At 66.5% G+C, this 15,554-nt stretch carries 9 protein-coding genes; 6 read left to right on the top strand and 3 right to left on the bottom strand.

Annotation, left to right across the window (positions count from 1 at the left end):
• Positions 1-48 precede the first annotated feature (48 nt).
• From B7K21_RS08270 to B7K21_RS08260, 3 genes are all read right to left on the bottom strand, one after another.
• Positions 49-723 (bottom strand): DUF2290 domain-containing protein, encoded by a 675-nt coding sequence (locus B7K21_RS08270; RefSeq protein ID WP_159448457.1) that lies wholly within the window; start codon positions 721-723, stop codon positions 49-51.
• Positions 716-2,887, bottom strand: coding sequence for a DEAD/DEAH box helicase (locus tag B7K21_RS08265; RefSeq protein WP_084074975.1), 2,172 nt, complete (start codon positions 2,885-2,887; stop codon positions 716-718). Before B7K21_RS08265 ends, B7K21_RS08270 begins: the two co-directional genes overlap by 8 nt.
• Before the next feature lie 517 nt (positions 2,888-3,404).
• Positions 3,405-4,700: an ABC transporter substrate-binding protein gene (locus B7K21_RS08260; RefSeq protein WP_159448456.1), complete on the bottom strand. Its 1,296-nt coding sequence runs from the start codon at positions 4,698-4,700 to the stop codon at positions 3,405-3,407.
• Between the two features lie 255 nt (positions 4,701-4,955).
• On the opposite strand from B7K21_RS08260, the gene pflB reads away from it, so the two are divergent.
• The 6 genes from pflB (at position 4,956) to B7K21_RS12860 (ending at position 15,522) form a co-directional block, all read left to right on the top strand.
• A complete protein-coding gene (gene pflB / locus B7K21_RS08255) occupies positions 4,956-7,241 on the top strand; it encodes a formate C-acetyltransferase (protein WP_084074973.1) in 2,286 nt (761 codons plus the stop codon).
• Positions 7,242-7,340: 99 nt separating this feature from the next.
• Complete coding sequence (gene pflA / locus B7K21_RS08250) at positions 7,341-8,162, top strand: pyruvate formate-lyase-activating protein (protein WP_084074972.1); 822 nt, start codon at positions 7,341-7,343, stop codon at positions 8,160-8,162.
• 124 nt (positions 8,163-8,286) lie between these two features.
• Positions 8,287-8,718: a rhodanese-like domain-containing protein gene (locus B7K21_RS08245; protein ID WP_084074971.1), complete on the top strand. Its 432-nt coding sequence runs from the start codon at positions 8,287-8,289 to the stop codon at positions 8,716-8,718.
• 135 nt (positions 8,719-8,853) lie between these two features.
• Positions 8,854-13,833: a fibronectin type III domain-containing protein gene (locus tag B7K21_RS08240; protein WP_084074970.1), complete on the top strand. Its 4,980-nt coding sequence runs from the start codon at positions 8,854-8,856 to the stop codon at positions 13,831-13,833.
• A 185-nt stretch (positions 13,834-14,018) separates the two neighbouring features.
• Positions 14,019-15,392 (top strand): OFA family MFS transporter, encoded by a 1,374-nt coding sequence (locus B7K21_RS08235; protein WP_084074969.1) that lies wholly within the window; start codon positions 14,019-14,021, stop codon positions 15,390-15,392.
• 1 nt (position 15,393) lies between these two features.
• On the top strand, positions 15,394-15,522 hold the full coding sequence (locus B7K21_RS12860) for a hypothetical protein (RefSeq protein ID WP_255373753.1): 129 nt from the start codon (positions 15,394-15,396) through the stop codon (positions 15,520-15,522).
• Positions 15,523-15,554 lie beyond the last annotated feature (32 nt).

Raw genomic sequence — 15,554 nt, 5'->3', positions numbered from 1 at the left:
GGACAGCCTTTGGGCGGCCGCTGCTTCGGGGCGCCTATCCTCTTCGCTTCACACACGCCTCGGAGCCCTAATGTGCAATACGTCCAGGCCTATCTGGGGCTCTGTGGGATCGAAGACGCGGTCAAGGTCCACCTCCACGACCGCAGGTACTACTCCCGGTGCTCTGTAAAAATGTCGAATGACGAAATCGACGAAGACATCCGGGGTCAGGGGTCCGCTTACTGGGACCCTGCAGTGACGGTACTGGCCTATCGTGAAGTGCGCTGGTGGATGATCGGGACCATCCGGCACATCCGGCCTGGCGTCGAAGTCAAAACGGAGTGGCACCGCAGTTGACTGGGAGCCAACGACTTCGACCCAAGGTACTTCAGCGAAGTACAAGTCGGGTTCGTCCTGGAAACGATCCAGGTTCGGTGAGGGGAGGAAGGCCAGTCGATGCCGCACCAATGCACTGCCCTCATACTCATAGCTCATCTGAACGAGCGCCCGATCGAGCATCACAAAGTTGAACGACCGCCTGTCGAGAATCGACTGATATAGGTCTTCGTACGAGACGCTCTTCAGGACCTCGGCGTTGACAGGCTTTGGGACGTCCACACGTTCGACCGAGCCGACACTCGAGAGCTTCGGCCACTCTTGGTCGTCGACGATGCCGCTTCGCACCAGCTGAGTAGTAATCGCGGTGATCGCCTTCAGCGTGGCCTTCGCTTGTGTGCTACCCATCGTCCTCGCCAAGTAGAGATCGGAGTCTTTCGCGGACTTCTGGGTCGAGGTCGTCGGCGAAGAACTGAGCATTCTCTAGGTTGTCGAGCAGTTGACGTGCGGAGTTGCGCCCCTCAGTGATCTTTCGCTCTTGTTCGGGCGATATCTCACGGTGAACGAGATTGATTCTCGCACGCTCGGCCTCAGTGGGGTAGTGGAACTGCAGAACAAACTCGCGGCGCCGAGTCTCCTCCAGCTCCTTAACCAATGCGTCCATATTCGGTCCAACTCCGACGATTCTCACCCAGGCTTTGCTCCGTGTAATCGCTGTGAAGAGTCGGTTTCGTACAGCCGCCTGATTGGTCAAGGCGTCCAGTCCTTCTTGCGCGTTGACTATGTAAACCATTCCGGCCTCATTGCCCTTCGCCCGGTGGATGCCAGTGAAGGTGACTGACTCTGAATCGCGGTCGAAGAACACATCCGCGGAGGTGTCGACCCCCGCGAGATGATTCGCGATACCCGCGTCGAGCAGTTGCGAGCGCAGTGGCGCAAGGTTATTCCGCGCTGTAATTCCGTTGGGGTTGATGACGACGATATCGTCATGACGGAGTTCATCGTCGTCCAGGTTGCGCCGGATCTGTTCCGCAACCCAACTGTTCTGCTCCTCAGCGGTAGTGAAGGACCTGAAGACGACGAGATCATCAGTCTTCGAGTGCTGTTCCAAGAATGCCGGGCTTGATTCCTCAGTCCTGGCTAGAGTGACGTCAGAGTCTTCCCTGAGGAAGCCAGCTTTCACCTCGTATCCGATGTCAGTCCAGAGTTGCTCGTTTCCAAACATCTGGACGAGCCCGGTAGTGCGGCCTGCTGGCGGCTGTCGGTACACGCCGAAACCCACGGCGTGCGCTGCCACGAGGATCGGGCGCGAGTTCCTGTAGCACTTCTGGAGGACGATGTCGCGGTTCGAAGTCGTCTCGGCACTGTCGACCAAGTCAACAAGCGGTGTTCCGTCGCGATCAGACCCGAAAATCTCGTCGGGAGAGGGTACCCCGCGGCCCTCGAGGCTCTGAAGCTCGTCATAGGCGTAGACGAGCCGCTTGTTCTCGTCAAGCATCAGGTAGCACATTCGAAGGAACTCCGGTGGCAGGTCCTGTGCTTCATCCACGAGGATCGCGTCGAAGAGGGCGCGCTCACTTGCACCTGCTGCGTTCAGCGCTGTCTCGCAGGCCCAGTCGAAGGCGAGGCCATTTGCTCCTGCGAAGGCGGCCGCGCTTCGGAAGTTGAAGTACTGGGTTCCCGCAGCCTCACAGAAGATGCTGTAAACGCCCGCACGGTCGCCGCTTCCGGGGCTCCCCCATGCCTGGAGAATCCTCAAGCGGGTCCAGTCGGGCTCTGCTCTCGTTTGCGAGATTGTGAAGTCGTTGATCAGTCGCCGAAACTGCTCCTTGAGCGACCGTGTATTGAATGTGACGGCAATTCTCCATTCGGGGTGAAGCGCGTGGAGGTAAGCCGCCTTCAACGCCAGGACCACGGTCTTGCCACTTCCAGCGAGGCCGCGCAGTCGCTGAACTCCGTCGACGCTCTCTATTACGGCCCGACTCTGCAGGTGATCGAGCGTCGCAATTGAGTCCTCAAGCTGCTTCAGTCGCGCGCCTCGGGAACCCTCAGTGACATTGTTCCGGTCTGTTCGCGATCGTTTCATTGTCGCGAGGTTGTGTATCGAAGAAAGCAGTGGCTCGTATGTATCCTGCTGCGGGAGCATTGGCTCGAGCGTCACGATGGTCTTGAACAGTTCGCCCCGGTTCGCGAGGGGATAGTCATCGTCGCCGTTGTCTCTTGCTGGCGAGATGGCCGGTGCGTACGTGACCGTATGCACGTCGACAGTCAGGCGACCCCGCTTCGCAAGGCCTTTCGCTTCGAGCAAGCGCATGCTGACCATTCGCGCAAGGTCGTCCTGGCGCGTCTTGAACTCGCCAAGAGTTGTGCCTTCGACGATGTCGAACACGATCGCACCGTATGTCGGGGAGACTAGTAGCGCGTCTGCAACGTCGATGTCGCCTATCCCTGGCAAGATCGGGAAGCCCGTGAAGAGTTCGCCCTCAAGTTCTTCGATGGCAAGCAGTTCGTCGACGAGTCGCTGAGTTGCGACTGGTTTCTTCGAGCTTCCATTGTTGACGTTCACAGTCATGCACGCATCCTATTGCGCCCAGAATGGCGACGCAGGCTCCCCCCCGTGAGGTGCCCACGCCCGGTACCCGCACTCGCACTCGCCTTTGCCGATGTCGGCGCAAGCGACTCCCGAGGGTGTTTCTCTGGGACAAGCGCTTGAACCGCTGAAGGGGGAGTCTGTTCTTGGTCGTCGCGTCCAATGGGCGCAGTCGGCGACAGTTGTGTCGGTCTGGCCCAAGGCTCGACTGGCCGTGGAGGCGGCATCACGTGGTTCACCTGCCTGCGGTCCGTGGGGCGCGCGCCGCTTCGCCCGCTCGCGAGCGGGCGTCGACAACGGCCAGCGTGCTTCCGCCGGGCGACAAGTGCGTCCCCAATCTCGAAGGAACTACTGCGAGTCGCCACTGCCGACGGTGCGCTGTCCTTGCACTTGAGACCGCCGTGACTCGGGCTCCAGGCGGTTCGACGAAGGAATCTGGTTGAACTCGTAGCGAACCCAGCCTCCCCTTGTCGGTCGTAGGTCCCGCTAGGAGCGAGCTCTACGAAGCGCCGGCCGCCTCTGCCGCCTCGACCGCTTTGGCCCACGAGTCCTCGACCGAGACTGAACCCACCGCGGTCTGCGCGAGCACCAGCTCGACGGCGGTGCGCACGGTGAGGTTGTCCATCGCGTAGTACACGGAAGGCGTCAGGTCGGCTGCGGTCTTCGTGAAGATCGCGCCCACAGGTGCGCCGTTGAAGAACTCGTTGGCGTAGGCCTGAACCCCGGAGTCCTCGTACAGCGCCGGGCGCGACGGGAACGTGCCGACGGACTGGAACATCGCCAGCTGCTGCGCGTCCTCCATGAGCCACTGGATGAACTCGTATGCCGCCTGCGTGGTCGCCTCATCGCCCTGCGCGGGGATCGTGTAGAAGTTGCCGGCCCAGTTGCCGCCCTCGCCCGGGATGTCCATGACGTCCCACTGGCCCTCGAAGTCGTCGCCGACAGTGGTCTCGATGTAGGAGGTCATCCACGAGGGGCACAGCACCGCGGCGAAGGTGCCGTCGCTGAGCGCCGCGTCCCACTCGGCGGACCACTGCGCGATGTTCGCGGAGATGCCCGCGCCGGCGACAGCCGTCGCGGTCGCGTACGGCGCCTCCACGGGTCCCATCGCGAGCGCGTTGTCGGCGTCGAAGTAGCTGACGCCCTGCTGCATGAGGATCGGGTTGAGCACGCTCGACGCGTTGTCGAGGAAGTGGCGGCCGCTCGCGGCGACGTACTGCTGGCCGACCTCGATCAGACCCTCCCACGAGTCGCCCATGAGGGTCGAGAGCTCCTCGCGGTCGCCCGGCAGGCCCGCGTCCTCGACGAGGTCGCGGCGGTAGCACAGCGCGAGGCCCGAGACGGTGGCGGGCAGGCCGATAGTGGCGGAGCCGTTCGCGTTGGTGGCCTCGCCCCACGCCCATGGCAGCACCTGCGACTCGTACTCGGCGGCACCCAGGTCCAGGAGGTTGACGAAGCCGTCGGACTGGCCCACGAAGCCCGGCATGTACGCCTCGTCGACGACCGCGATGGTGGGTGCGCCCTCGCCCGCGACGAGCGACTGCTGGAGAGAATCGTGCAGCGACGCATACGAGGTGGATGCGAGCTCGATCGTGACGTTGTCGTGCTCGTCCATGTACTTCTGCGCGAGCGGCTCGAGTCCGATGTCGCCCACGAAGGAGACGGTGAGGGTCACGTCGGGGTCGACGGTCGGGGTCGGCGAGGGGGCGGTGTCGACGTCGGGCTCGGCGCATCCGCTCACGAGCAGCGTCGCCGCCACGACGGCTCCCGCCGCCACCTTCGTCGTCCAGCTCATCGGCATGCTCCTCGTGTACTCCCTGCGTCCGGCCCGGACGCATCCCCAACTGTAGCCGTGGCGCTCGCGTCTCCAGCCCCGTCCTCGGCGTCTCCGTGCGGGAACTGGGGTCAAAAGTCCCGAGCAATCCGCACACCGCAGTCCTAACGTGAGGAGTGGACATACGGCCTACAGGGCCGCGTGATCGCAGCCCCGGCGGGGTCCAGAACCGCTGAGGCACGAGGCCCCACAGGGCCGAGAGATGAGGAGCACGCTATGACAATCACTTCCCCGGACCGCAACGCGAGCAGCGGCCCCGACCTCGACGCCCTCCGCGAGCAGGCCTGGCGCGGCTTCACCTCGGGACCCTGGCGCGACGGAATCGACGTCCGCGACTTCATCCAGCAGAACTACGTGCCGTATGAAGGCGACGACTCGTTCCTCGCCGGCCCCACCGCCCGCACCAAGGGCGTCTGGGACAAGCTGTCCGCGATGTTCCCGGAGGAGCGGGAGAAGGGCGTCTACGACGTCGACTACAAGACGCCCGCGACGATCACGGCGCACGCGCCCGGCTACATCGACAAGGACGCCGAGGTCATCGTCGGCCTCCAGACCGATGCGCCGCTGAAGCGCGCGATCATGCCGTTCGGCGGCTGGCGCATGGTCGTCAAGGAGCTCGAGACCTACGGCTACCCCGTGCTGCCGGAGCTCGAGGAGACCTTCTCCAAGTACCGCAAGACCCACAACGACGGCGTGTTCGACGCCTATCCGCCGAACGTCCGTGCGGCGCGCAGCTCGCACATCGTCACCGGCCTGCCCGATGCGTATGGCCGTGGCCGCATCATCGGCGACTACCGTCGCGTGGCACTGTACGGCGTCGACGCTCTGATCGAGGGCAAGAAGGTCGAGCGCATGCAGCTCGACATGGAGCGCTCCACCGAGGACATCATTCGCGACCGCGAGGAGAACTCGGAGCAGATCAAGGCGCTGAACGAGCTCAAGCAGATGGCGGCCTCGTACGGCTACGACATCGCAGGGCCCGCGAAGACGGCGCAGGAGGCGGTGCAGTGGCTGTACTTCGGCTACCTCGCCGCGGTCAAGGAGCAGAACGGCGCCGCGATGTCGCTGGGTCGCACCTCGACCTTCCTTGACATCTTCATCGAGCGCGACATCGCTGACGGCACCCTCACCGAGGAGACCGCGCAGGAGATCATCGACGACTTCGTGATCAAGCTGCGCATCGTCCGCTTCCTGCGCACCCCCGAGTACGACGCACTCTTCTCCGGCGACCCGACCTGGGTCACCGAGTCGATCGGCGGCATCGGCACCGACGGACGCTCGCTCGTGACGCGCACCTCGTTCCGCTTCCTGCAGACGCTGTACAACCTCGGCCCGGCCCCCGAGCCGAACCTCACGGTGCTGTGGAGCGACAAGCTGCCGCAGGGCTTCAAGGAGTTCTGCGCGAAGGTCTCGATCGACACCTCGTCCATCCAGTACGAGTCCGACGACCTGCTGCGTGGCCAGTGCGGTGACGACGCGGCGATCGCCTGCTGCGTGTCCGGCATGGAGGTCGGCAAGCAGATGCAGTTCTTCGGCGCTCGCGTGAACCTCGCCAAGGCGATGCTGTACGCGATCAACGGCGGACGCGACGAGGTCTCGGGCAAGCAGGTCTCGCCGGTGTCCGCGCCGGTCGAGGGCGACGTGCTCGACTTCGACGACGTGATGGAGAAGTTCGACGGCCTGCTCGACTGGCTGGCCGAGACCTACGTCGACGCGCTGAACTGCATCCACTACATGCACGACAAGTACGCGTACGAGCGCATCGAGATGGCGCTGCACGACCGTGAGATCCTGCGCACCATGGCCTGCGGCATCGCGGGACTCTCCGTCGCCACGGACTCGCTGTCGGCGATCAAGTACGCGAAGGTCACGCCGATCCGCGACGAGACCGGGCTCGTGGTCGACTACACGACCGAGGGCGAGTACCCCACGTACGGCAACGACGACGACCGCGCCGACAACATCGCGGTGGACCTGGTGCACCGCTTCATGGAGAAGGTGCGCAAGCAGCCCACGTACCGCAACGCGAAGCACACCCAGTCGGTCCTGACGATCACGTCGAACGTGGTCTACGGCAAGGCGACGGGCAACACGCCTGACGGTCGACGCAAGGGCGAGCCGTTCGCTCCGGGTGCGAACCCCATGAATGGCCGTGACAACCACGGCATCGTGGCCTCGGCCCTCTCGGTGGCGAAGCTGCCGTACGAGGACGCTGAGGACGGCATCTCGCTCACCACGACTGTCGTGCCCACGGGTCTCGGCCGCGACCGTGCCGAGCAGGTGAAGAACCTGGTCGGTGTGCTCGACGCCTACACGGTCAGCTCTGGCTTCCACATGAACGTCAACGTGCTCAACCGCGAGACGCTCGAGGACGCGATGGAGAACCCGGAGAAGTACCCGCAGCTCACGATCCGTGTCTCGGGCTACGCCGTGAACTTCGTCCGCCTCACGCGCGAGCAGCAGCTCGACGTGCTGTCCCGCACGTTCCACGCGGGCCTGTGAGAGACGGCCTGACACACTAGAAGTCCAAGGACGGAGCCCCGCCCTGATCAGGGCGGGGCTCCGCGTCCTTTCCTCACTTTCGGCAAGGAGATCCCCACCATGCCTGACGAGCCCACTCCCGTGACCCTGCTCACCTCTCCTCCGATGGAGATCGCCGACCAGGAGCTCGCGGACAGCGAGAAGCTCAAGTCCAACACCAGCGGTTCGGTCCACTCGTGGGACCTCGTGACAGGCGCCGACGGTCCCGGAACTCGCATGACGCTGTTCACCGCGGGCTGCGGCATGCGCTGTCAGTACTGCCAGAACCCGGACACGTGGCGCATGAAGGACGGCGTGCGGCACACCGTCGACGAGGTGATGGAGCGCGTGACTCGCTACGCGACCGTCATGAAGGTCACGGGTGGCGGCCTCACGATTTCGGGTGGCGAGCCGCTGCTGCAGTCCAAGTTCGTGATGAGCATCTTCCGTCGCTGCAAGGACCTCGACATCCACACTGCGCTGGACACCGCTGGCCTGCTCGGATCGCGTCTGACGGACGACGACCTCAACTACGTCGACCTCGTGCTGCTCGACATCAAGTCGGGGCTGCCGGAGACGTACCAACGCGTGACTGGTCGCCCGCTGCAGCCCACGCTCGACTTCGCGCATCGCCTGGATGCGCTGGGGAAGAAGGTGTGGGTCCGCTTCGTGCTGGTGCCTGGACTGACCGACGCGGTCGAGAACGTCGACGCGGTCGCGGACTTCGTCGCCGGGTTGGGCAACGTCGAGCGCCTCGAGGTGCTGCCGTTCCACCAGCTCGGCCGTGAGAAGTGGGAGCTGTCGGGGGAGCCGTACCTTCTCGAGGACGCGCAGCCGCCGTCCAAGGAGCTCATCGAGAGAGTCAAGCAGCAGTTCGCCCAGTGCGGCATCAACGTCATGTGACGCGCGCCGGCGTGCACCGAATGCGCCGCGGGCCGGCACACCGGATGCGCGCGTGCCCGACGCGCGGGTCGTCGGGGGAGCGGGGCTTGCGTACTTTTATACCCCCTGGGGTATAGTTGCGCGCATGAAGAAGCATCTTGTACGCGGCGCCCTCGCCGGCGCCCTTCTCGTCCTGTCCGCACCCGCCCTCGCTGCCTGCTCGTCGGAGCCTGTAGAGGTCGCCTCGCCGGCCGACGTCGTCTTCGATGGTTCCCACGTCGGGTACTCGACCTTCGCTGCCGCCACTGAGGTGGAGGGTGTCACCGTCGTCGACGTGCGCACCGCGGCCGAGTTCGCCGAGGGGCACCTGCCTGGAGCTGTCAATATCGACGTCAACTCGCCCGCCTTCGCCGATGAGATCGCCGCCCTGGACCCGGCGGCGGATTACGCCGTGTACTGCCGCTCGGGCAATCGCTCGCGCGCTGCCATGGCGCAGATGGCGTCTGCCGGATTCGAGTCGATGCTCGGCCTCGAGGGCGGCATCGGTGCATGGTCCGGCGAGGTTGTCGCGGGCTGAGGCGCTTCCCGACAGGGGGCTGGGCTGATCGCAGCCCGGCCCCCTCCTTCTTTCTTGCGTTCACTGAGAGGTCGGCTCTCTAGCAGGCAACATCGACACTTGCTCGGCAATTACATACCGACTAGTATCCACTACATGCGCACCCCGGAGATGTCTGACGCTGCCCCACGCCCCTCTCGCCCTGTCGCGGAGCCAGCCCGCTCCGGCCCTCGCGCAGCGGGTGTGCTCACGGTGTTGGCGGCTGTCTTCGCCAGCCTGCTCGTGGCAGCTCCCGCGAGCGGCGTCGACCGCGTGGCTTTGGTGCAAGCGGGAACGACGATCGATGCGCTCGAGGTCACTGGCGACGGCAGGTACGTCTATGCCGCGGGTGGCTGGTTCGGCAAGGACAATCACGAGATCGCGGTGCTCAGAGCGGCGGACCGCACCATCGTGGAGCGCTTCGAGATCGACTTCAACGTCGCGGATCTCGAGCTCGACAATGCCGCAGGCCTTCTCTACGTCGCCCGGTACGAGTCCGGCGGTTGGGGCGGAGTCTCGTACCACGACGATTTCACCGGTGAGCAGCTCGGGATGATCGCCACCGGCGACACCAGTGCAGGCATCGAGCTCAATGAGGAGTCCGGGTCTCTGTACATCGCGAACGGCGGCGCGGGATCTCTCTGGCGAGTCGACACGACCTCGTATGAGCGCACGGGTGGCGTCGCCCTCGACCGAGCGCTCTACGACCTGGCTCTCTCGCCCGACGGGTCGATGCTGGCCCTGATCGGAGCCTCGGGACTGATCCTCGTCGACGAGGAGACTCTCGAAGTGACGCACCGTGACTCCTCCTTCGCGTACACGTCCGGGGTCTCCTTCGGCCCCACCGGAGATCGCGTCTTCGTGGTCGAACCTGGTGAGGACACGCTCACCGTCATCGACGCCGAGGATGGCTCCGTGGAGCGAACGATCCACGTTCCTGGTGGTCCTGTCGCCGTCGAGGTGGCGCCGCGCGGCGACGTCGCGTACGTCGTCACTCCGCACACAGCCACCCGGGGCACGCTCACCGTGGTCAGTGTGGAGACAGGCTCCGTGCTGCAGGTGGTCAGGGTGACCGGCGGCGCCAACCCGAACCCGCGTTCCATCGTGCTGGACCCCGAAGGTGAGGAGGCGTATGTCGGAGTCTTCGGCACCGGTGAGGTGGGCGTCTTCGAGCTGCTGACGGCGCCGTTGGCACCAACCAGCACTGCGCTGAGCGCCACGGAGACGTCGCTGACCCTCACCTGGGAGCCTCCGGTGTATGACGGTGGCGCGGACGTCACGGGATACACCGTGAGCTATCGCGCGACAGGCGAGGTGAGTTTCAACGCGGTCGCACTGGGTCCCGCGGTGCGGTCCTTCACTCTCGACGGGCTGACCCGTGGCGAGGTCATGCAGTTCCGGGTGCGCGCCGCCAACGAGAGGGGCGAAGGGGCCGAGTCGCCGCTCCTGTATGGCGCCGCATCGGCGCCGCCCGGGGTGCCCAGCGACCTTCAGGCCCAGCCAGGAGACGGTCAGGTCGAGCTGACCTGGGCGAACTCCACCGACGACGGCGGATCCGCTGTGACCGACTACCGGATCGAGTACCGCGCCGGAGGCGGCGACTGGCGGGTTGGCTCGACGACGCCGGGCGGCAACGCCCCGCGACGTGTCGTCCACGGCCTCACCAACGGGACCGAGTACGAGTTCCGCGTGTCGTCAATCAATCTCGCCGGTGCGAGTGAGCCTTCAGAGTCGATCTCTGCGACGCCCTTCGTGATCCCCGCGGCGCCGACGGCGGTCACCGCGCGGCCGGGCGACTCCTCGTCGTGGGTCACATGGGACGCTGCCCCGAACTCGATCGTGGAGGCCTTCAACGTGACAGTGCGCCAAGGCGGCACGGTGGTGGCCGAGTACTCGATCGCCCCGCACCTCCGCGGCCTCACGCTCGAGGCGCTCGAGAATGACGCAACCTACTCGGTGACGGTCACGGCCGTCACGCCGTACGGAGACTCGGCTGCCTCGGCGCCCGTCGAGGTGACTCCCGTCGCCAGCGACCGCCCCAATGCCATGGCGCGCGTCCTTGCGGGAGGATTCCCCCGCATGTTCGGCTTCATGTCCACGCCCGACGGCGAGCGGTTGCTGCTTCCGCACTACTTGGACGACGAGGTCCACGTGATTGACACGGCGACCGGATCGCTGGTCGAGCGTCTGACCACCTTCCCGATCCCGGGCGCTGGAGTCGAGCCTGCGACCGCGATCGTCAGTCCCGACGGGCGCACCGTGTACACGCTCGACTTCTCCGGTGCCAGCGTGACGCACCTCGATCTGGCGACGGGCGAGCTGCGCGCCCGAGCGAAGCTGAGTGGGCTCCCGACGTCGGGTGCGCTCGCTCCCGATGGGTCTCGACTGTGGGTGGTCAACAACTTCGACGATGGCCTCGAGGTGCTCGATGCCGTCACACTGGAGGGCATCGCTGAGGTGTCCGCGCCGTACCGTGCCTCCGGTGCGGCCTTCTCAGCGGATGGCGCCAGGGTCTACGTCGGCTCCAGCTCGCCGTCGGTGAGGTCTGTCGCGGTCTACGACGCGCAGGCACTCACGCTCGTAGCGGAGATCGAGGTGGCCGGCGGACCCGTGGACCTCGACGTCACGCCCGACGGCAGCCGACTCGTGGTCATCTCGGAGAGCGAGAACGTGCTGACGGTGTTCGATCTGCGAGGCTCCGCCGACCCGGTGGTCATCCCGCTGGGAGGCGTCCCGCAGGGCGTGGCGACCAGTCCTGACAGCACCGTCGCCTATGTGTCTCTCCTCTCGGGCGGCGGCGAGACCGCCGTCGTGGACCTCGGGACGTATGAGATCGTCGACCGTATCCCCACGCCGGGAACACCCGAGGCGATTCACGTCTCGTCCGCATCGGGTGCGCTCTATGTCTCTCTCGTCGATCAGGGTGTTGCGGAGCTCGTGGAGGCGGCCATGCCGGGCGCACCCTCCGGCCTCACGGCGACGCGCGGAGATGGCGAGGTGTCCCTGGCCTGGACCGCGCCGGCGGATGACGGTGGCGGTGCGGTCCTCGATTACGTCGTGGAGTACGCGGACTCGACCGAGCAGTGGCAGGTGCTGAGCCGCTCGCGCTCCTCTGCGACGTCGGCCACGGTCTCCGGGCTCGCGAACGGTGAACTGCACGGCTTCCGCGTCAGCGCGGTCAACGGCGCCGGCACCGGTCGTGCGTCCGAGGTCGCCACTGCCACGCCGGCGGCCGTGCCGGGCGCAGTGACTGAGCTCGAGGCGACCGCGCGGGACCAGGCGCTGACGGTGACGTGGGAGGCGCCGGTGAGCGACGGCGGCGAGCCTGTCACCGGGTACCGCGTGGAGCTGCGGGAGGTGGGCGACGACACGGTGCTCGCCACCTCAACTCCCACCGAGATGACGGCCACGATGTCAGGCCTCGTCAACGGCGCCGCGTACGAGCTGTCCGTGATCGCCATCAACGCCGTCGGCGACTCCGCCGCCGCGACCGTGGAGGCGACGCCGCGCACTGTCCCTGGTGCCCCGACCGGCCTGGTCGCCGCGCGCGGCAACGGGCAACTGTCGTTGAGCTGGACGGCGTCCATCGACGACGGTGGAGACGACGTCTTCGACTACGTGATCGAGATCCGCGAGGCAGGCGGCACGTGGGGGAGCGTCGATGACGACGAGTCCGCTACGACGTCCGCGACCCTCACGGGGCTGACCAACGGCACGGCTTACGAGGTGCGCGTGAGCGCGGTCAACGGCGCAGGCAAGGGTGCGGCGTCCGGCGTGGCGAGCGGGGTTCCCGCGACGGCGCCTGGCGCCGTCGAGAACCTCATCGCGACGCCCGGCAATGGCGAGATCGCGCTTGCGTGGGATGCCTCCGAGGACGACGGTGGCGAGGCGGTGACGGGCTATCGCGTGCAGTGGCGCATCGCCGGTGGCACCTGGAGCACGGCCCAGCCTCTGAGCTCCCGCCGCGCCACGCTGGCGGGGCTCGCGAACGGTGAGGAGTACGAGTTCCGCGTGTGGGCCGTCAACGCGGTGGGCGACGGCCTCATCGACGCGGTCTTGGCGACGCCCCGGACGAGCCCCGATGCACCCACGGCGCTGGTCGCGACGGGTGGTGACGGTGAGATCGCGTTGACCTGGAACGCGCCGGGCGACGATGGCGGCGATGCCGTCTCTGACTACGTGATCGAACTCCGCGAGGCGGGCGATGCCTGGGAGACCGTCGACGACGGAGAGTCCGCGAGCACCGCGGCGACTGTCACGGGCCTGACGAACGGCATCACGTATGAAGTGCGCGTCAGCGCGGTCAACGCCGCCGGGCCCGGGCTCTCGGCGGAGGCGTCGGCCACTCCCGAGGCCCTGCCGTCCGCGCCTCTGGCTCTCGAGGTCACGCCTGCGGACGGTGCGCTGAGCCTGGCGTGGCAGGCGCCCGCCGACGACGGCGGCAGGGCCGTGTCGCACTATCTCATCGAGCATCGGGTCGAGGGCGGTGTCTGGGAGGGCATCGAGACCGCCGCCGACGACGGCACCGCGTATGAGCTTGGCGGGCTCGTCAACGGCACGTTCTACGAGGTGCGGGTGAGCGCCCGCAACAGCGTCGGCGTGGGCCCCGCGATCGAGGTGGTGGCCGCCGCTCCGAGGACGACGCCCGATGCGCCGACGGGCCTGGACGTGACCCCGGGCGCAGATCGGGTGCAGGTGCGCTGGGTCGAGCCGAGCGACGGTGGCAGTGCGATCACGGGGTATCTCATCGAGTACCGGTTGCCAGGCGGATCCTGGATGCCGTTCGTGCCGGGCGGGGGAGCGGGCGCCGGCGGGGTCGTGAGCGCGCCGGTGGCGCTCGCGGCTGTCGCGGACACCGAGGCCACGATCCTGGGACTGACGCCTGAGACGACCTACGAGGTCCGGGTCACCGCGCTGAACGAGGCTGGTCGATCGGCGGCGTCGGCTCCGGTCTCCTTCACGACGCTGGCAGCGGGAGCGGGCGGGCTGCCGGTGACCGGACCGGGTCCGACGCTCGCGTTCGCCGCGCTGGCGGCGCTGGTGGCGGCATCGGCTGGTCTCGCGCTGCGGCGGAGGGCCGTGGCGGTGCGTCGGTAGGGGTCGTATGGCCGAGGCGCGCGCCTCGGCCATACGACGGGATCTCGGGCCCTTGCACCATGTGCCACCGAGTGACGGACCTAGGTCCTTCATGATCGGCTCCGAAAGAGGGGACCATTCTCCACAAGGTCCGTCACGCGGATTCCTCGAACGGCAGTGTCGCCGCTCCCGGAAGGAGAACAACGATGTCCATCCTCGATCGCGAACGCACGGTGGCCCCACCGGGGTACAACCGTTGGCTGGTCCCTCCCGCCGCGCTCGCCGTGCACCTGAGCATCGGCCAGGTCTACGCCTACTCAGTCCTCAAGGACGCGCTGCTCGAGCGCTTCGACGCGTCCCACACCCAGATCGGCGTCGTCTTCTCGATCTCCATCGTCATGCTCGGTCTCTCCGCCGCCTTCGGCGGACGCTGGATGGAGCGGCACGGGCCGCGCAAGACGATGGTGATCGCCGCGGCGGCGTGGGGCAGCGGCTTCGCGATCGCGGCTGCGGGTGTGTCCATCGGGCAGTTGTGGATCGTGTACCTCGGCTATGGCGTCATCGGCGGCATCGGTCTGGGGCTCGGCTACATCTCGCCGGTGTCCACGCTCATCAAGTGGTTCCCTGACCGGCCCGGCCTCGCCACCGGTCTCGCGATCATGGGCTTCGGTGGCGGTGCGATGCTCGCGGCTCCGCTCACGCAGTATCTGCTGGGCCACTACGGGGCCACCGAGGTCGAGTCCCTGGTGCCGACCTACCTCACGCTCGGCGCGATCTACACCACGCTGATGCTGCTGGGCGCCGCGGTCGTCCGCGTTCCCCCCAAGGGCTATGTCCCGGAGGGTTGGGTTCCTACCGAGCATGTGTCCAAGGTGTCCAGCGGCGGGCAGGTCACTGCGCGCAACGCGATTCGCACGTTCCCCTTCTGGATGCTCTGGCTCGTGCTGTTCACGAATGTGACCGCAGGCATCGGCATCCTCGAGAACGCGAAGCCGATGATCGAGGACTACTTCCCGACCGTGACGGCTGCTGCCGCCGCTGGGTTCGTGGGTCTGCTCTCGCTCGCGAACATGGGCGGACGCATCGGCTGGTCGAGCTTCTCCGACGTCATCGGACGCAAGGCGACGTACATCATGTACCTGGGTGTGGGCGCGCTCGCGTACACGTCGGTGGCGCTGTTCGGCCCCGCGAACCTGGTGCTGTTCGTGATGCTGGTGTTCCTGATCATCACGTTCTACGGCGGCGGCTTCGCGACGATTCCGGCCTATCTGAAGGACGTGTTCGGCGAGCTCGAGGTGGGCGCGATCCATGGTCGCCTCCTGACCGCGTGGTCGGCGGCGGGCATCGCAGGCCCGCTCATCATCAACAGCGTGCTGGACCTGCTCGAGTCGCGCGGCCTGAGCGGGGCCGACCTGTACCGTCCGTCGATGCTTGTCATGGTCGGCGTGCTCGCGATCGGATTCATCGCGAACCTCCTGGTGCGTCCGGTGCACAGCCGGTGGCACGAGGCGCCCGAGATCGACGAAGCCGTCGATCAGATCGAGGACGACGGCCTCGTGGCCGCCGGGAAGGAGTCCTGAGATGGAGACTGAGAAGAAGGCCTCGACTGGCAATCCCCTTGCGGTGGTGCTGTGGGTCCTCGTCGCGTCGGGCCTCGCCTACGGCGTCGCCATGACGGCGATCAAGACCGCGGCGCTGTTCACCGGCTGAGGCCAGCCCGCGAGCGCTGAAAGGGCGCGCAT

Source organism: Demequina sp. NBRC 110052, assembly GCF_002090075.1.
Lineage (GTDB): Bacteria > Actinomycetota > Actinomycetes > Actinomycetales > Demequinaceae > Demequina.
The sequence above is the reverse complement of the archived record's forward strand: the minus strand, read 5'-3'. Positions and strand labels throughout refer to the sequence as shown.

What these genes read in the sequence shown, in the direction of transcription:
- B7K21_RS08235 (WP_084074969.1), top strand. Translation starts at nt 14,019, where the DNA reads ATGTCCATCCTCGATCGCGAACGCACGGTGGCCCCACCGGGGTACAAC.
- pflB (WP_084074973.1), top strand. Translation starts at nt 4,956, where the DNA reads ATGACAATCACTTCCCCGGACCGCAACGCGAGCAGCGGCCCCGACCTC.
- B7K21_RS08270 (WP_159448457.1), bottom strand. Translation starts at nt 723, where the DNA reads ATGGGTAGCACACAAGCGAAGGCCACGCTGAAGGCGATCACCGCGATT.
- pflA (WP_084074972.1), top strand. Translation starts at nt 7,341, where the DNA reads ATGCCTGACGAGCCCACTCCCGTGACCCTGCTCACCTCTCCTCCGATG.
- B7K21_RS08260 (WP_159448456.1), bottom strand. Translation starts at nt 4,700, where the DNA reads ATGAGCTGGACGACGAAGGTGGCGGCGGGAGCCGTCGTGGCGGCGACG.
- B7K21_RS08240 (WP_084074970.1), top strand. Translation starts at nt 8,854, where the DNA reads ATGCGCACCCCGGAGATGTCTGACGCTGCCCCACGCCCCTCTCGCCCT.
- B7K21_RS08245 (WP_084074971.1), top strand. Translation starts at nt 8,287, where the DNA reads ATGAAGAAGCATCTTGTACGCGGCGCCCTCGCCGGCGCCCTTCTCGTC.
- B7K21_RS08265 (WP_084074975.1), bottom strand. Translation starts at nt 2,887, where the DNA reads ATGACTGTGAACGTCAACAATGGAAGCTCGAAGAAACCAGTCGCAACT.
- B7K21_RS12860 (WP_255373753.1), top strand. Translation starts at nt 15,394, where the DNA reads ATGGAGACTGAGAAGAAGGCCTCGACTGGCAATCCCCTTGCGGTGGTG.